The following is a 17,137-nucleotide window of genomic DNA, read 5'->3' as shown; positions in this document are numbered from 1 at the left end:
GACCGCCCGGCCTGAGTGCGGGGGCTCAGCCTCGAGGTCAGGTCGGGGCGGGCTGCCGGGTCTCGCCGAGCCGGATCACCTGGTCCATCCGGTCCAGCCCGACGGTGCCGTGGGTGATCCAGACGATGGACCGTTCGGTGTGCTCGCCGAGGATCTCCGCCGCCACCCGCCCGGCGGTCTCGGAGTCGAGGTGGGCGGTGGGCTCGTCGAGGACCAGCACCGGCGCGTCGGCGAGCAGCGCCCGGGCGACCGCGATCCGGGCCCGCTCGCCGCCCGAGACGTGGGCGCTGCCCTCACCGATCGGCGTGTCCAGCCCCTCGGGGAGGCCGTCGACCCAGGCGCCCAGATGGGCGGCGTCGAGCGCCCTGCGCACCTCGTCGTCCTCGGCGTCGGGGCGGGCCAGCCGGACGTTCTCGACGAGCGTGGAGGCGAACAGGTGCGGGTCGTCGTCGACCAGCCCCGTGGTGCGGCGCACGTCATCGAGCGCCAGGTCGCGCAGGTCCGCGCCGGCCAGGGTCTGTCGACCGTGGTGGGGATCCAGGAAGCGCATCAGGACCGCGGCGTAGGTCGACTTGCCGGTGCCGGAGGTGCCGACCAGCCCGACCCGGCCGCCTGCGGGCAGGTCGACGTCGAGGTCGACGAGCACATCGGCGCCGCCCCACCCGGCGGTGAGCCCCTCGCTGGCGGCGCGCGGGTGGGAGAGGTCGGCGTGCGTCGGCGCGGACGGGTCGTCGACCGTCGCGGGAAGGGCGGCGAGGTCGTCGAGGCGCCGCTGCGCGGCCGTCGTACGCACCGAGAGGGCGCCGGCGTCGGGGAGCATGGCGAGGGGGTCGACCAGGGCGATCGGCAGCATCACCAGCAGGGCACGCAGGGCGGGGGACACGGCGTCGGCCGGGACCAGCGCGGCCATGGCGAGGAAGCCCGCGCCACCGGCCAGCAGGGGCAGCATCCGGCCGATGGCGACCGCGCGGGCGGAGCGGCGCACCGCGCGCGAGAGGCGTACGCCGGCCCGGTCGAGGTCGTCGAGCGCGGCATCGTCGGCGCCCCAGAGGACCAGGTCGCGGGCACTGGCGAGGATCTGTTCGACCAGCTCGGACAGGGCGGCGCGGGCCGCGACGAACTCCGGCTCGGCGGACGCCACCCCGCGGTGGGCGACCAGTCCGCCCAGGGCGCCGACCCCGACGACCGCCGCGGTGACCAGACCCGCGACCGGGCTGAGCAGCAGGGCCAGCAGGGTGGCGAGCCCGCCGACCCCGACCGCGGTCCACGCCGGCTGGCGGACCCGGAGCCGTTCGTCGACGAGCGAGTCGACGTCGTCCACGATGGAGGAGAGCAGATCTCCGCGGCGCCGGCCGAGGCCGCCGGGGACCAACGGCACCAGGCCGTCGTAGACCAGGGCGCGCCGCTCCGCGAGCAGGCGCAGCGCCGCATCGTGGGACACCAGCCGCTCGGCGTAGCGCAGCACCGGACGCGCCAGGCCGAAGGTCCGCACGCCCACGATGGCGACCATCAGCACGAGGACGGGCGGGTGCTCCGAGGCACGCGTGATCAGCCAGGCGGCGGTCGCGGTCAGCGCGACGCCGGAGGCGACCGACAGCGTGCCGAGGAGGGTGCCGAGCCAGCTGCGGGCGGCACCCCGGTCGTCGTCGGCCGGGGTGGACGCGGTGGCCTGAGTCTGCGTCGGCGCCTCGCGCGTGGCGGGGCCGGGTTCGGGGGTGTCCGCGCTGGTGGGAGGCCCCGCGGTCCCCGCGGCGCCTGCCGGTGGGGCGGTGACCGCGTCCGGGAGGGTGAGCACGTGGTCGGCGGCCTCGACGACGGCGGGCCGGTGGGCGACGACCACCACGCAGGCCGTCCGCGCGAGGTCGCGCAGGGTGTCGAGGAGCACCGCCTCGGTCTCGGTGTCGAGGTGGGCGGTGGGCTCGTCGAGCACCACGACCGGACGGTCGGCCAGCACCACGCGGGCCAGCGACAGGCGGGCCTGCTGCCCGGCGGACAGCCCGGCGCCGTCGTCGCCGAGCCGGTGGGCGAGACCCTCGGGAAGCGCGCGCACCACCTCGGCCAGCCGGACCCGGGCGAGCGCCTCCCACAGCTGCTCGTCGGTCGCCTCGCGGGCGCCGACGCGGAGGTTGGCGGCGATGCTGCCCGCGGTCAGCCACGGGCGCTGGGGGGCCCACGCCACCTGCGCGTGCCAGTCGGCCGGGTCGAGGTCTGCCAGCTCGGTGCCGGCCACCACGATCCGCCCCTCTCGGGGTTCGAGCTCACCCAGCAGCGCGGCCAGCAGCGTCGACTTGCCGCATCCCGAGGGCCCCACCACCGCGGTCATCCCCGGGGAGGGGAACCGCGCGTCCAGCCCGCTGACCACCGGCCGCTCCCGACCGGCGTACCCCAGCGTCAGGCCGGCCACCTCGATCCCGGTTGACCCGGCAGAACTTCGGGTTGACCCGGCAGAAGTTCGGCCGGCAGGCGCCTCGTGCTCCCCGAACTTCTGCCGGGTCAACCCGGTGTCGAGGAGCACGGAGGCCTCCTCGAAGGCGGCGGCGCCCTCGGCGGCGGCGTGGAACTCCGCGCCGACGCGACGCAGCGGCCAGTAGGCCTCGGGGGCGAGCAGCAGCACGACCATGGCGGTCTCGAAGTCGACGCTGCCGCTGGCCAGCCGCAGGCCGACGCTGACCGCGACCAGGGCCACGGAGATGGTGGCGATGAGCTCCAGTGCCGCGGAGGAGGCGAAGGCGATCTTGAGCGTCTCGAGGGTCGCGCGTCGATAGCGGTCGGTGATCCGCCGGATCGAGGCCGACTGGGCGCCCGCGCGTCGGTAGGCCACCAGCGTCGGCAGCCCGCGCACCACGTCGAGGAAGTGCCCGGACAGCACCGACAGGGTGCGCCACTGCTTGTCGGCGCGGTCCTTGGTGGCCAGCCCGATCAGGATCGCGAAGACGGGGACCAGCGGCAGGGTGAGGAGCACGATCAGGCCGCTGAGCCAGTCGAGCCAGAAGATCGCCAGCACGGTCGCGGCGGGCAGCACGCCGGCGAGCACCATGGTCGGGACGTAGCGGGTGAGGTAGGGCTCGATCGCGGCCATCCCGCGGGTGGCGAGGAGCGCCAGCTCACCGGTACGCCGGCGGGCCAGCTGCTGCGCGTCGAGGGCGAAGGCGCTCTCGACCAGCCGGTGCCGCAGCGGCACCGACACCGCACCGGCGGCCGTGGCCGACGCGGCGTCGACGACCGCGGCGGCCAGCGCCCGCGCCACCACGATCCCGGCCAGCCACCACGCCGGCTGGTGCCACGAGTCCGACCCCGGCTCGGACACCAGGCGGACCAGCAGCACGCCCATCGCGAACGCCTGGGCGACGGTCAGCAAGCCACCGGAGACGCCTCCGGCCAGCACCCCACCCAGAGGGCGGAGGGCCGGCCGGAGGAACGGTTGGATCCGTGGGTCCAGTGGCCTCATCAAGCAGAGACGGTATCCCGGATGGGCTCCGGGATGTGCTGGGTCCCGATCCGCTTGCGGAAGATCCAGTAGGTCCACGACTGGTAGGCGAGCACGATCGGCGTGAAGATCACCGCCACCCAGGTCATCACCTTCAGGGTGTACGGCGTCGCCGAGGCGTTCGTCGTGGTCAGGGAGTAGGCCACGTCGGTCGTCGAGGGCATCACGTTGGGGAACAGCACCACGAACAGCCCGGCGACCGCCAGCGCGATCGTCGCGAAGGTGCCGATGAACGCCCAGCCCTCACGTCCCTGCATGGACATGAAGATCGCACCGAGCAGCGAGGCGGCGGCGAGCACGAACAGGATCAGCGCCGGCACCTCCCACCCCGACTTGACCAGCGTCCACACCAGGAACACCACGGCGACCACGGCGGTGCCGAGCCCGAGCTTGACCGACAGCGCGCGGGCGCGCTCCCGGATGTCGCCCTCGGTCTTGAGCGCGATGAACATCGAGCCGTGGGTCAGGAACAGGCCCATGGTGACCAGGCCGCCGAGCAGCCCGAAGGGGTTGAGCAGCGTGAACAGGTTGCCGGTGAACTCCTTGTTCTCGTCGATCGGGACACCGGCCACGATGTTGGCGAACGCCACGCCCCACAGGATCGCGGGCAGGTAGGAGCCGAAGATGGCCGCGGCGTCCCAGCGGGCCCGCCAGCCGTCGTCGTCCCGCTTGCCGCGGTAGTCGAAGGCGAGGTTGCGCACGATCAGCGCGACCAGGATCAGCAGCAGCGGCAGGTAGAAGCCGCTGAACAAGGTGGCGTACCACTCGGGGAAGGCGGCGAACGTCGCGCCGCCGGCCACCAGCACCCACACCTCGTTGCCGTCCCAGACGGGGCCGATCGTGTTGTAGAGGACCCGGCGCTCCTTCTCCTCCCTGCCGAGGACGGGCAGCAGCATGCCGACGCCGAAGTCGAAGCCCTCGAGGGCGAAGTAGCCGATCCACAGGATGGCGATCAGGCTGAACCAGACGGTGGTGAGCTCCATGTCAGTCTCCTCCCTCTCAGTAGGCGAACGCCATCGGGCGGTCGCTGTCGCCGCTGCCGCCGAACGGGACGTCCGGTGGCTCCTCGAACGGCTCGGCGCCGCGCTTGATGTACTTCGCGAGCAGCTTGATCTCGACGACCGCGAGGACGGCGTAGAGCAGCGTCAGCACGATCAGCGAGGTGGCGGCCTCGAAGGTGCTCACGCCCGGTGAGACCGCTCTCTCGGTGGTCATCAGGCCGAACACCGCCCAGGGCTGCCGGCCCATCTCGGTGAAGATCCAGCCCCACGAGTTGCCGAACACCAGGGCCAGCGGCAACAGCAGTCCGAGGGTGCCGACCCAGCGTGCGGTGGGCATCCGTCCGCCGCGCGTCAGCCAGAGGATGAGCGCGGCCCCGGCCGCGGCGAACAGGCCGAGCCCGATCATGAACCGGAACGACCAGTAGGTGATGGGGATGACGGGGGTGTAGTCGCCCGGGCTGTAGTAGGCCGCGCCCGGGTCCTGGCCGTACTCCTGCTGGTACTGCTCGCGCAGGTCGTTGATGCCCTCGATGGTGCCCCCGGTCGAGCCGGTGCCGAGGAAGCTCAGCAGGCCGGGGATCTCGATGATGTTGGTGGCCTCGGACCCGTCGAGCTTGCCGATGGTGAGGACCGAGAACGGTGCGCTGTCCGTGGTGTCGTAGATGCCTTCGGCGGCGGCCATCTTCATGGGCTGGACCTCGGTCATGATCTTGCCCTGCACGTCACCGCTGATCGCGACGCCGAGGCCGGCGATCAGGGTCACCACGGCGCCGAAGCGGATCGCCCGGTGGTAGAGCGGCCGGTCGTCGGCGTGCTTCTCCTTCATGTAGAGGTAGGCGGCGACGCCGAGGATGAAGGCACCCGCGGTCATGTAGGCCGACAGCACGACGTGGGGGAAGGTCACCAGCTGGACCTTGTTGAACATCACGGCCCAGAAGTCGGTGAGCTCGGCGCGCCCCGTGTCGGCGTTGTAGGTGTAGCCGACCGGGTGCTGCATCCAGGAGTTGGCCGCGAGGATGAACCAGGACGAGGCCAGCGTGCCCAGGTGGACCAGCCACATCATCCCGGCGTGCGCGGCGCGCGGCATCTTGTCCCACCCGAAGATCCACAACCCGAGGAACGTGGACTCCAGGAAGAACGCCAGCAGCCCCTCGACCGCGAGCGGCGCACCGAAGATGTCGCCGACGAAGCGGGAGTAGTCGGACCAGTTCATGCCGAACTGGAACTCCTGCACGATGCCGGTGACGACGCCGATGGCGAAGTTGATCAGGAACAGACGGCCGAAGAACTTCGTCAGGCGAAGGTACTCCGGGTTCTTGGTCCGCACCCACTGGGTCTCGAGCACCGCGATCAGCGCGGTGAGACCGACGGTGAGTGGGACGAACAGGAAGTGGTAGACGGTGATGATGCCGAACTGCCAGCGGGCGATGTCCAGGACGTCCACGCGGCGACTCCTCGGGTGAGTGGCGGTGACACTGATTTCTAGTGGACATTCAACACCTACGACATCAAGTAGTAACAACTCGGGGCTGCCCCTAGGCTGGTGCCATGCCTCACACAGGGAAGCCTCACCTTGGCGAGCTCGAGCGCGCGGTCATGGATGTGCTCTGGGCCGCCGACGAGGACACCACGATGACCGTGCGCGAGGTGCACGCCGCGTTGGTGCCTGACCGGGACGTCGCCTACACCACCGTGATGACGGTGCTGGACCGACTGGCTCGCAAGGCCCTGGTCACCCAGGAGCGCGCCGGGCGGGCGTTCCGCTATCGGCCGCGCGCCTCACGCGCCGAGCTCACCGCCGAGCTGATGCACGAGGCACTGTCCGACTTCACCCGCGACGACCGCGGACAGGCGCTGGTCGCCTTCGTCGGCGACGCGTCGGCCGCCGACCTCGACGCCCTGCGTCGGGCGCTGGCCGACCTCGACCGCTGACGTGACCCCGCTGACGCTGGGCCTGCTCGCCCTGGTGCTGTCCGGGGCGCTGCCCGCCGCCCTGGGCCGGATGCCGCGGCTGCGGCGCACCCCGGCGGCCACGCTCGTGCTGTGGCAGGCGGTCGCGCTGGCCGCGGTGCTGTCCGCGCTGGGCGGCGGTCTGGCGGTGGTGACCGACCGGGTGTGGCACACCGACCCCGGGTGGCCGTCGTACGTCGTGGCGGGCGCGGCGCTGCTGCTGACCGCGCTCGTCGTCGGGCGGCTCCTCCTCACCGGTCACCGGGTCGGCACCGAGCTCAGGTCGCTGCGGCGCCGGCACCGGCACCAGGTCGACCTGGTCGGGCACCGCGTCGACGAGAACGACGTCCGGGTGCTGGAGCACCCGCTGCCCGTGGCCTACTGCCTGCCGGGCATGCGGCGCTCGCGCATCGTGCTCTCCTCGGGCGCGCTGAGCCGGCTCGGCTCCGGTGAGCTGGCGGCCGTGCTGGCGCACGAGCGCGCCCACCTGAAGGCCCGCCACGACCTGCTGCTGGAGTGGTTCACGGTGTTCCAGCGGTCCTTCCCGCGCGGCGTCCGCAGCGGTACGGCGCGCGCCGAGGTGGCGCTGCTGGTCGAGGCGCACGCGGACCGGGCCGCTGCTCGCGACGGCCGGGGACCGGAGCTGCAGCGTGCGCTCGGGGCGATGACCGGGGCGGGCCATCCCGACGGGGCACTGGGGGCGGCCGAGGACGGTCTGGCGACCCGGGTCGAGCTGCTTGCCGACCCGCGGGAGCATCGGCTCCAGGCCGCGGTCGTGAGGGTCGCCGCGGCCGCGCTGCTGGTGCTCCCGACGGCCCTCGTCGTGTGGCCCTGGCTCACGGCGCTGGCCGCCCGCTGACCGGGGGGCGGTGACTCCTGGGGCGGCGACACGCTCCTGGGGTGCGTGATGCTGGTGTGACGAGCACCTAAGGTCACACCATGGCGACCCGTACGTCTTCCCCGCCGGGGTCGCGGAGCAGGAGCACGTCCACGCGCGGCAAGAGCGCCACGACCAGGTCCCGTTCCCGATCCCGGAGTACCCGCAGCACCGGCCGCGGTCGGTCCAGCGCGCTCACCCGGCGGACTCCGCCGCCGGCGGTGCGCAAGGGCCCCGGTCCGGTCTACCGCTTCCTCCACGCGATCGGGCGCAGTCTCGCCGCCGTGTGGCTGGGCGTGGCCCACGCCCTCGGGGCGGTGGCTCGCCGGATCGGTGGTGCCGCGCGCGACCTCGAGCCGGAGCACCGTCGCGACGGCGTCGGGCTGCTGATGCTGGCGCTGGCCGTGGTGTCGGCCGCCGCGGTGTGGTGGCAGGTGCCCGGGTCGGTCATGGAGCTCGCCCGGACCGTGGTGTCCGGCTCGGTCGGCAAGGTCGGCTGGCTGGTGCCGCTGGCGCTGGTCTATGTCGGGTGGCGCACGATGCGCGACCCCGTCCACCACGGCCCCGCCGGCCGCCAGGTGGTCGGCTGGAGCTCGCTGGCGCTCGGTCTGCTCGGCATCGTGCACCTCGCCGCCGGCAACCCGCAGCCCGACCTGGGCGACACCACCGACCTGCGCGAGGGTGGCGGGGCGATCGGCTTCGTCGTCTCCTCGCTGCTGCTCGACCTGCTCCGGACGCCCTACGTCGTGGTGCCGGTGCTCGCCCTGGTGGCGCTGTTCGGCGTCCTGGTGATCACCGCCACGCCGGTCTACCAGATCCCGCGACGGCTCGCTGCCCTCCGCGACCGCGCTCTCGGACGCCACCCCGTCGACGACGCCGACCCGGACGCCACCCAGCCGGTGCGAGCGCGCCGCCGGCGCAAGGGCGACGACTTCGAGCCCGACGGCATGCCGGCCTACGACTCGCCCGTGCTGGAGGACCGCGAGGTCCGCAAGCGGCGGCGGTCGGCCGACACCGCCGAGGAGGCCACGGCGGGTGTCGAGGTGCCGGCCCAGGTCCCCGCCGCGGAGGAGAAGGTCGAGCTGACCCCGCCGCCGCACACCCCGCTCCCGCCCCGGGTCGAGCAGCTGGCGCTGTCGGGCGACGTGACCTACTCGCTGCCCGACAGCCAGGTGCTCAAGGCCGGCTCGCCGCACAAGCCGCGGTCGCGCGCCTCCGACGACGTCGTCGACCGGCTGACGCAGGTGCTCGAGGAGTTCGGCATCGACGCGCAGGTCACCGGCTACACCCGCGGGCCCACGGTCACCCGCTACGAGGTCGAGCTCGGTCCCGCGGTCAAGGTCGAGAAGGTCACCGCGCTCTCGAAGAACATCGCCTACGCCGTCGCGTCGGCCGACGTCCGCATCCTCAGCCCGATCCCGGGGAAGTCGGCGATCGGCATCGAGATCCCCAACACGGACAAGGAGATCGTCTCCCTCGGTGATGTGCTGCGGTCGAGCACCGCGCGCAGCGACCACCACCCGATGCTCGCGGGGCTCGGCAAGGACGTCGAGGGCGGCTTCGTGGTCGCCAACCTGGCCAAGATGCCGCACCTGCTGGTCGCCGGCGCCACCGGCTCCGGCAAGTCGAGCTTCATCAACTCGATGGTGGTCTCGGTGCTGATGCGCTCCACGCCCGACGAGGTGCGGATGATCATGGTCGACCCCAAGCGGGTCGAGCTCAACGCCTACGAGGGCATCCCGCACCTGATCACGCCGATCATCACCAATCCCAAGAAGGCGGCGGAGGCGCTGCAGTGGGTCGTGCGCGAGATGGACATGCGCTACGACGACCTGGCCAACTTCGGCTTCCGGCACATCGATGACTTCAACAAGGCGGTGCGGGCGGGCAAGGTCACGGTGCCGCCGGGCAGCGAGCGCGAGCTGGCGCCGTACCCCTACCTGCTCGTGGTCGTCGACGAGCTCGCGGACCTGATGATGGTCGCCCCGCGCGACGTCGAGGACGCCGTCGTCCGGATCACCCAGCTGGCCCGCGCGGCGGGCATCCATCTGGTGCTCGCGACCCAGCGACCGTCGGTCGACGTGGTCACCGGGCTGATCAAGGCCAACGTGCCGTCGCGGCTGGCGTTCGCCACCTCGAGCCTCGCCGACAGCCGGGTCATCCTCGACCAGCCGGGCGCGGAGAAGCTGGTCGGTCAGGGTGACGGGCTGTTCCTGCCGATGGGTGCCTCCAAGCCGGTGCGCGTGCAGGGCTCGTGGGTCACCGAGGCCGAGATCCACCAGGTCGTCAAGCACGTCAAGGGCCAGCTGGCACCGACCTACCGCGAGGACGTCACCGCGCCGGCCTCGTCCAAGCGCGAGCTCGACGACGACATCGGCGACGACATGGACCTCGTGGTGCAGGCGATCGAGCTGGTCGTCTCCACGCAGTTCGGCTCGACGTCGATGCTGCAGCGCAAGCTGCGGGTCGGGTTCGCCAAGGCCGGCCGGCTGATGGACATCCTGGAGTCGCGCGGCGTCGTCGGCCCGAGCGAGGGCTCGAAGGCGCGTGACGTGCTGGTCAAGCCCGACGAGCTCGAGTCGGTGCTGGTGACCCTGCAGGGGGAGGCGTGAGCGGGCCGGTGCTGTCCGAGCCGATCGAGGCGGACGGCGAGGCGCCCGCGGCCCCGGTCGTGGAGGTACGCCGGCGCGGGGCGCTGCTGGGCGCCATCGGGGTCTCGGCGGCGGCGGTGGCGGCGGCCTATCTCGGACGAGCGCTGACCTCCGCCAGCACGCTGGACTGGCTGCTGACCATCGTCCTGGCCGGGCTGGCGCTGCTCTTCCTGGGTGGGCTGCTCGACTCACGGGCACCCCTGGTCGTCGCCGACGCCGACGGCGTCCGGATCCGGCGTGGCCGCCGGTGGGCCGGCAGTCCCTGGTCCGAGGTCAGCGCGGCCGAGCTGCACCCCCGGTCCGGACTGCGCGACGGACTGATCCGACTCGTCGACGCCGGTGGCCGGGAGGCCCGGGTGCCGCTCGGGCTCGGCACCCGCGTGGTCGGCGACGGCGACCCGGTGGCGGCACTGGCCGCGCTCGCCGTGGCCGCTCCGGCGTACTCCCCGGCCGCGGAGCCGGAGGCCGCAACGAACGCACCTCCTCCGTCCGCTCCCCACTGGCGGGACCCGCGGCCGGTCCTCGCGTCCGGGATCTCCGCGCTGGCCGACCGGCTGCCCGGCCGTGCCGGCCTGGGCGCGGTGGCCCGGCTGGGCCGCGGTCGGCCGCACCTTCCCCACGGGCCGGGAGACGCCTCCGTCGACGGTGCCCTCGCCCTCGACGCCCTCGGCGCCGAGGACACGGTGGCGATCGTGCTCCCCGAGGACGCCGAGCTGCGCCGCGGGGACGGTGCGCTGCTCGACCCGGGCGCCGCCTCGGCCGGCGCGCGCACCGACGACGAGGAGCTGACCGAGGCGATCGTGTGGCCGGTCGCCGACCCGGTGCTGGGCCCACAGCTGTTGCAGGCCCGCCGGCGCCTGGCCCTGACCCTCGACGAGCTCGCGACCCGGACCCGCATCCCGGCGCGGGTGCTCGAGGCCGTGGAGCGCGACGACTTCCGCGCCTGTGGCGGTGACTTCTATGCGCGCGGCCACCTGCGGACCCTGGCTCGGGTGCTGGGACTGGACGCCGCTCCGCTGGTCGCGGGCTACGACGAGCTGTACGCCGACCGCCCGGTGGTGATCGGTGCCCCTTCGGTCGCTCGGCCGGCCGCCCTCCCTGACCGGGACCCCGTGCCGCCGCGAGGGAGCCCGCGCTGGTCGGTCCTGGTGGCGGCCGTGATGGCCGTGGTGCTGGCCTGGTCGGTGGCCCGGCTGGTGATCGAGTCGCCAATGCCGCAGCAGCGGGTGGCCGGTCTCGGTGCGGGCTCGGGCGGTGTGCACGGAGCCGGCGCGAGCGGCAAGGCCGTGCCGGTGCTGCTGCGTGCCGCCGGCGGGGGAGCCCACGTGGTGGTCCGCGACGGCAACGGCCGCATCGCCTTCACCGGCGACCTCGCCTTCGGTGAGTCGCGCCGACTCGACGTGGTCCCGCCGCTGCGTCTCGACTCCTCCGACGGTGGCGTCGAGGTGGTCGTCAACGGCGAGGAGCAAGGCCGCCTCGGCGAGCTCGGTCACTCCGCCTCCGCGACCTACGACGGCGGCTGAGCCTGCCGGTCCTGCGGGACGTCCGACCGGGCCCGTCGCCACCCGGGCGTCAGCGGCGCCGGACCAGGTCGGCGTACTCGGCGCCGCCGACCTGGTAGCGCTCGACCTCGACGAAGCCGTGGCGTCGGGCGAACGAGAGGCCGTCGTGGTTGGCGCACAGGACGACCGTCGCGAGGTCGCCGGCGCGCAGGGCAGGGTCGTCGGTCAGCAGCCGCTGGAGGTACTCGGTGCCGTAGCCATGGCGACGATGCTCCGGCAGGATCCGCACGATGACGGTGGGCGGTCGCTGGTCGGTGGCCGGGCGCACGGTCGCGTTGCCGACCAGGACTCCGGCGGCGTGGGCCAAGGTCAGGCGGTTGCGCCGTCGACGGTCGCGCACCTCGCTCGAGGTCAGGGGGGTGGCGGGGATCACCGTGTTGTGCACCTGCCGCCACAGCTCCGCGGCGGCGTCGTCAACGACGGTGGTGACCTCGATCGACACCCTTCCAGGCTAGGCGGCCGCGCGTGGTGCCCCGCCGGTGACCGGCCATCGGAGGGCCGCGGGCCGGGGCCGAGGGGTCACCCGGGCATACTCGACATCTCATGACGACGACCGACCAGCCCCGAGCCGCGCACCGACCCACGGTGGCGCTGGTGACGCTCGGGTGTGCGCGCAACGAGGTCGACTCCGAGGAGCTGGCCGGGCGGCTCGCCGCCGAGGGCTTCGAGCTGGTGGCCGATGCCGAGGACGCCGAGACGGTGGTGGTGAACACCTGCGGCTTCGTGGAGAGCGCCAAGAAGGACTCCGTCGACGTGCTGCTCCAGGCGGCCGACCTCAAGGCCGAGGGCCGCACCCAGGCGGTGGTGGCCGTGGGCTGCCTGGCCGAGAGGTACGGCGGCGAGCTGGCCGACTCGCTGCCGGAGGCCGATGCCGTCCTCGGCTTCGACGACTACCCCGACATCGCGGCCCGGCTGCGGGCGGTGCTCGCGGGTGACCGCCCGGCCGCGCCGACGCCGCAGGACCGCCGGCTGCTGCTCCCGCTGTCGCCGGTCGACCGGCAGGACACCGACGCCGTGGTGCCCGGCCACGGACTCGCCGACCGGGTGCGGCTCGACACCGGCCCGACCGCCGCGCTCAAGCTGGCGAGCGGCTGCGACCGCCGATGCTCGTTCTGCGCGATCCCGCGGTTCCGCGGTTCGTTCGTCAGCCGACGCCCGTCCGACGTGCTGGCCGAGGCCCGCTGGCTGGGGGAGCAGGGGGTGCGCGAGCTGTTCCTGGTCAGCGAGAACTCCACGTCCTACGGCAAGGACCTCGGCGACCTGCGGCTGCTGGAGACGCTGCTGCCCGAGCTGGCGATGGTCGACGGTGTCGACCGGGTGCGCGTGTCCTACCTGCAGCCCGCCGAGATGCGCCCCTCACTGGTCGAGGCGATCGCCGGCACGCCCGGGGTGGCGGCGTACTTCGACCTGTCCTTCCAGCACGCCGCGCCCGCCGTGCTGCGCCGGATGCGGCGCTTCGGCGATCCCGACGCGTTCCTGGGGCTGCTCGACCAGGTGCGCGCCGTCGCGCCGACGGCGGGTGTCCGCTCCAACGTGATCGTCGGCTTCCCCGGCGAGACCGAGGAGGACGTGGCGACGCTGTGCGACTTCCTCGTCGCGGCCCGGCTCGACGTGACCGGCGTGTTCGGCTACTCCGACGAGGACGGCACCGAGGCGGCGACGTACGACGACCAGCACGACCCCGACGAGATCCGCTCCCGGGTCGCCCACGTCACCGACCTCGTCGAGGAGCTCACCGCCCAGCGCGCGGCCGCGCGGGTCGGCGAGCAGGTGCGAGTCCTGGTTGAATCGTCGGGGGACACCGGGCCCGAGGGCCGGGCCGACCACCAAGGACCAGAGGTCGACGGCGTCACCACCCTGGCCGGGCTCGAGGGGTCACCGGACCCCGCGAGGGGAGACCTGGTCCTGGCCCGGGTCGTGGAGAGCGACGGTGCGGACCTGGTGGCGGTCCCGATGACGGCAGCAGACAGCGGAGGCGCGGATGGGTGAGCAGACCACCGAGGTCAGCAACCTCAACCTGCCCAACGTGCTGACCACGCTGCGCATCCTGATGGTGCCCGTGTTCGGCTGGGCGCTGCTCCAGGAGGGCGGCGACTCGATCCTGTGGCGATGCGTGGCCTTCGTGATCTTCGTCGCCGCGATGATCACCGACAAGATCGACGGCGACATCGCGCGCGCCCGCAACCTGGTCACCAACTTCGGCAAGATCGCCGACCCGATCGCCGACAAGGCGATCACCGGCATGGCGTTCATCGGGCTGTCGCTGGTCGGGGACATCTGGTGGTGGGTGACCATCGTGGTGCTGGTCCGGGAGTGGTCGGTGACGCTGCTGCGGCTCTCGATCCTCAAGCACGTCGTGCTCCAGGCCAACCAGAGCGGCAAGATCAAGACCACCCTCCAGGCGGTGGCGCTGGCGGGTCTGTGCCTGCCGCTGCCCCACGGCGACGCCCACGGCGGAGCCTTCGACCGGTTCGGCACGGTGGGTGAGGTGCTGTTCTACCTGGCCCAGGTGATGCTGGCCGGGGCCGTCGTGATGACGTTGTGGTCGGGCTACGAGTTCTTCCGCGATGTCTGGCGCCAGCGGCACGCTCTTCGGGGCTCGACCGCCTGAGCCGGACGACTTGCGGCCGGTCGTTCACCTGACCGAAACCGAGAATTTCGGCGCGCGGGGGTAGCGCGACCCCGCGGACCCCTGGCTAGGGTGAGGCCCGCAAGCCACCGCCGATCTCGGGAGGTTCCGTGCCTGTCCGCTCCAAGCTGCCCCTGTCGTCCGACCGCCGTGCACTCCGACGGGCGGCGCTGCCGCTGGCGGCGGGCGCGCTCGCGCTCGCCGGCACCGGTGTCCTGCTGGCCCCCGCCGCTCAGGCCAACCCGGCCGGCACCGGCCTGGTGATCAGTGAGGTCTACGGCGCCGGCGGCAACAGCGGCGCGGTCTACAACGCCGACTTCGTGGAGCTCTACAACCCCACGGCGGCCGACATCGACCTCAACGGGCTGTCGGTCCACTACCGATCGACGGGCGGCAGCAGCGGCGGCAACCCCTACGCCCTGTCGGGAACCGTGGCGGCCGGCGGCCACTTCCTGATCCAGATGACGGGCGCGGGCACCAACGGCGTCGCGCTGCCCACCCCGGACGCCACCGCGCTCCCCGTCCTCAACATGGCGGGCGGCGGCGGTCAGGTCTACCTGCTCAACGGCACCACCCCGGTCACCGACACCGGAGACATGGCCGGCCGTGCGGACGTCGTCGACATGGTCGGGCTCGCGTCGTCCAGCTCCTTCGAGACCGCCACCGGACCGACCACCAGCGCCTCCCAGTCGGCCCAGCGCTCGGCCGCCGGCACCGACACCGACAACAACGCGGCCGACTTCTCCCTGGCCGCTCCGACGCCCACGAACGGCGGTGGCGCGCCGCCGCCTCCGCCGCCCTCGGAGGTCTCCATCGCCGAGATCCAGGGCACCGACGCGGCGGTCAGCCCGCTGCTCGGGCAGACCGTGATCACCCGTGGCGTGGTCACCGCGGCCTACCCCACCGGCGGCTTCAACGGGTTCGTCATCCAGACCGAGGGCACCGGCGGCGGCACCGACGCCACACCGGGTGCCTCCGACGCGGTCTACGTCTTCGGCGCGGCCGGCATGGCTGCCGACCCGCAGATCGGCGACCTGGTCGAGGTCACCGCGCCGGTCCAGGAGTTCGCCGGCCTCACCGAGCTGGTGCCGGCCACCGGCGGCGTGGTCAAGCTGGGCGGCACCCCGCAGCCGGTGACCCCCTCGCCACGGCGTACCCCACGACCGAGGCCGACCGGGAGGCGCACGAGAGCGAGCTGCTCGCCCCGACCGACGACTTCACGGTGACCAACAACTACACCACCAACCAGTACGCCGAGGTGTGGCTCGCGACCGGCGACACCCGCTCATCCAGCCCACCGACGTCGCCAGGGTCGGCACGCCGGAGCTCGACGCCGTCAAGGCCGACAACGACGCCCGCAAGGTGGTGCTCGACGACGGCGCCTCGACCAACTTCCTGTCCGCGACCGGCAGTTCGATCGCCCTGCCCTGGCTGAGCCCGACCAACACGGTCCGCGTCGGGGCACCGGCCACCCTGAACCAGCCGGTGATCCTCGACTACCGCAACAGCGCCTGGAAGTTCCAGCCCACCCACCAGGTGACCGACGAGGGCACCGACGTGGTGACCTTCGGCGACACCCGCACCCCGGCCCCCGAGCCGGTGGGCGGCGACCTGACGCTGGCGACCTTCAACGTGCTCAACTACTTCAGCACCACGGGCGAGGAGTTCGTGGCGGCCGGCGGCGCCTGCACCTACTACAACGACCGCGTGGGCGACCCGGTGACCGACCGGTCGTGCACGCCCGACGGGCCCCGCGGCGCCGCGCAGGTCGAGGACCTGCAGCGCCAGCAGGACAAGATCGTCGCCGCCATCAACGCGCTCAACGCCGACGTGGTCTCGCTGGAGGAGATCGAGAACTCCGTGAAGCTCGGCCCGGTCACCGGCGAGACCGACCGCGACGCCGCGCTGGCGACCCTGGTCGACGCCCTCAACGCGGCGGCCGGCTCGACCCGGTGGGCCTACGCGCCGTCGCCGGACCCGGCCGACCTGCCCGACCTGGCCGACCAGGACGTGATCCGGACGGCGTTCATCTACGACCCGTCGACGGTCGTCCCCGTGGGCGGGTCCCGCGTCCTCGTCGGCGACCCGGCCTTCAGCAACGCCCGTGAGCCGCTGGCCCAGGTGTTCAAGGCGGTCGGCGGCCAGGACGCTGACGGCTTCGCCGTCGTCGTCAACCACTTCAAGTCCAAGGGCGACAGCAGTCCGCCCGCCACCGGTGACAACGCCAACGGCGACCAGGGCGCGTTCAACGGCGACCGGACCCGTCAGGCGGCGGCGCTGGTCGACTTCGCCGACGGCTTCGCCGCCGACCGCGGGGTGACCAAGGTCTTCCTGACCGGCGACTTCAACTCCTACACCCAGGAGGACCCGATGCACGTCCTCTACGACGCCGGGTTCACCAAGGTCGCCTCCGACGACCCCCGCGACGCGTCGTACAGCTTCAGCGGGCTGTCGGGCTCGCTGGACCACGTGCTGGCCAACGACGCCGCGCTGACGACGGTGACCGGCGCGGACGTGTGGGAGATCAACGCCAACGAGGCGGTGGCGTTCGAGTACAGCCGGCGCAACTACAACCTGACCGACTTCTATGCGCCCGACGTCTATCGCGCCTCCGACCACAACCCGGAGGTCGTCGGCATGACGGTGCCGCATCGGGCGGACGCGACGGTGCGGGCGAGGGTGTCGCCGAAGGCGGTCAAGGTCCACCGGGGCCAGGCCTGGATCACCGTCCAGGTGCGCGCGGACGGCCGGCGGGCCACCGGCGAGGTCGAGGCCTACGTCGACGGCGCCCCGGTCGCCTCCGGCACCCTGGTGCGCGGCACGGTCCGGCTGCGGGTCGGCCCGTTCGACACGCTCGGGCCGCAGGACATCGAGATCCGCTACCTCGGCAACGACACGACCAACCCCGCCACCGCCACGGTGACGGTGCGCGTCCGGCGCTGACGCGACGGGTCCGAGACCCCTGGTCCGGCCCTCGCTG

General features: G+C 73.0%; 12 protein-coding genes. 8 read left to right on the top strand and 4 right to left on the bottom strand.

The features are described from left to right. Positions 1 to 37: 37 nt before the first annotated feature. The 3 genes from cydD to R2740_RS16680 are packed head-to-tail and all read right to left on the bottom strand — an operon-like array spanning position 38 to position 5,932. Positions 38 to 3,448 (bottom strand): thiol reductant ABC exporter subunit CydD, encoded by a 3,411-nt coding sequence (gene cydD, locus R2740_RS16690; protein ID WP_371303824.1) that lies wholly within the window; start codon positions 3,446 to 3,448, stop codon positions 38 to 40. Further along, positions 3,448 to 4,470: a cytochrome d ubiquinol oxidase subunit II gene (cydB, locus tag R2740_RS16685; protein ID WP_371303823.1), complete on the bottom strand. Its 1,023-nt coding sequence runs from the start codon at positions 4,468 to 4,470 to the stop codon at positions 3,448 to 3,450. The genes cydD and cydB overlap by 1 nt, the downstream gene beginning before the upstream one ends. Positions 4,471 to 4,486: 16 nt before the next feature. Then, the gene (locus R2740_RS16680) at positions 4,487 to 5,932 is read right to left on the bottom strand and encodes a cytochrome ubiquinol oxidase subunit I (RefSeq protein WP_371303822.1); all 1,446 of its coding nucleotides are present in this window, start codon (positions 5,930 to 5,932) and stop codon (positions 4,487 to 4,489) included. A 104-nt stretch (positions 5,933 to 6,036) separates the two neighbouring features. On the opposite strand from R2740_RS16680, the gene R2740_RS16675 reads away from it, so the two are divergent. From R2740_RS16675 to R2740_RS16660, 4 genes are all read left to right on the top strand, one after another. Further along, positions 6,037 to 6,420: a BlaI/MecI/CopY family transcriptional regulator gene (locus tag R2740_RS16675; protein ID WP_371303821.1), complete on the top strand. Its 384-nt coding sequence runs from the start codon at positions 6,037 to 6,039 to the stop codon at positions 6,418 to 6,420. Position 6,421: 1 nt separating this feature from the next. Beyond that, the gene (locus tag R2740_RS16670) at positions 6,422 to 7,297 is read left to right on the top strand and encodes a M56 family metallopeptidase (protein ID WP_371303820.1); all 876 of its coding nucleotides are present in this window, start codon (positions 6,422 to 6,424) and stop codon (positions 7,295 to 7,297) included. Positions 7,298 to 7,377: 80 nt separating this feature from the next. Then, positions 7,378 to 9,927 (top strand): DNA translocase FtsK, encoded by a 2,550-nt coding sequence (locus tag R2740_RS16665; protein WP_371303819.1) that lies wholly within the window; start codon positions 7,378 to 7,380, stop codon positions 9,925 to 9,927. Continuing rightward, positions 9,924 to 11,489: a helix-turn-helix domain-containing protein gene (locus R2740_RS16660; protein ID WP_371303818.1), complete on the top strand. Its 1,566-nt coding sequence runs from the start codon at positions 9,924 to 9,926 to the stop codon at positions 11,487 to 11,489. The genes R2740_RS16665 and R2740_RS16660 overlap by 4 nt, the downstream gene beginning before the upstream one ends. A gap of 49 nt (positions 11,490 to 11,538) precedes the next feature. Here R2740_RS16660 and R2740_RS16655 read toward each other — a convergent pair whose 3' ends face one another. After that, entirely contained in the window at positions 11,539 to 11,970 is a 432-nt protein-coding gene (locus R2740_RS16655; RefSeq protein WP_371303817.1) for a GNAT family N-acetyltransferase, read from the bottom strand. A gap of 101 nt (positions 11,971 to 12,071) precedes the next feature. Between R2740_RS16655 and rimO the strand changes: the two genes are divergently transcribed. The 4 genes from rimO (at position 12,072) to R2740_RS16635 (ending at position 17,100) form a co-directional block, all read left to right on the top strand. Further along, positions 12,072 to 13,517 carry a 30S ribosomal protein S12 methylthiotransferase RimO gene (gene rimO / locus R2740_RS16650; protein WP_371303816.1) on the top strand — a complete coding sequence of 482 codons (1,446 nt, stop codon included), beginning with the start codon at positions 12,072 to 12,074 and terminating at the stop codon, positions 13,515 to 13,517. Continuing rightward, positions 13,510 to 14,139 carry a CDP-diacylglycerol--glycerol-3-phosphate 3-phosphatidyltransferase gene (gene pgsA / locus R2740_RS16645; RefSeq protein WP_371303815.1) on the top strand — a complete coding sequence of 210 codons (630 nt, stop codon included), beginning with the start codon at positions 13,510 to 13,512 and terminating at the stop codon, positions 14,137 to 14,139. The genes rimO and pgsA overlap by 8 nt, the downstream gene beginning before the upstream one ends. 128 nt (positions 14,140 to 14,267) lie before the next feature. Continuing rightward, positions 14,268 to 15,383, top strand: coding sequence for a lamin tail domain-containing protein (locus R2740_RS16640; RefSeq protein WP_371303814.1), 1,116 nt, complete (start codon positions 14,268 to 14,270; stop codon positions 15,381 to 15,383). A gap of 34 nt (positions 15,384 to 15,417) precedes the next feature. Next, a complete protein-coding gene (locus tag R2740_RS16635; RefSeq protein WP_371303813.1) occupies positions 15,418 to 17,100 on the top strand; it encodes an ExeM/NucH family extracellular endonuclease in 1,683 nt (560 codons plus the stop codon). The last annotated feature ends 37 nt before the right edge of the window (positions 17,101 to 17,137 follow it).

Source organism: Nocardioides sp. (assembly GCF_041393715.1).
In the GTDB taxonomy this organism is placed as follows: Bacteria; Actinomycetota; Actinomycetes; order Propionibacteriales; family Nocardioidaceae; genus Nocardioides.
The sequence above is the reverse complement of the archived record's forward strand: the minus strand, read 5'-3'. Positions and strand labels throughout refer to the sequence as shown.

Bases quoted from the DNA above. Each gene is read 5' to 3' on its own strand.
- cydD (WP_371303824.1), bottom strand. From the start codon at position 3,448: ATGAGGCCACTGGACCCACGGATCCAACCGTTCCTCCGGCCGGCCCTC.
- cydB (WP_371303823.1), bottom strand. From the start codon at position 4,470: ATGGAGCTCACCACCGTCTGGTTCAGCCTGATCGCCATCCTGTGGATC.
- R2740_RS16675 (WP_371303821.1), top strand. From the start codon at position 6,037: ATGCCTCACACAGGGAAGCCTCACCTTGGCGAGCTCGAGCGCGCGGTC.
- R2740_RS16665 (WP_371303819.1), top strand. From the start codon at position 7,378: ATGGCGACCCGTACGTCTTCCCCGCCGGGGTCGCGGAGCAGGAGCACG.
- rimO (WP_371303816.1), top strand. From the start codon at position 12,072: ATGACGACGACCGACCAGCCCCGAGCCGCGCACCGACCCACGGTGGCG.
- pgsA (WP_371303815.1), top strand. From the start codon at position 13,510: ATGGGTGAGCAGACCACCGAGGTCAGCAACCTCAACCTGCCCAACGTG.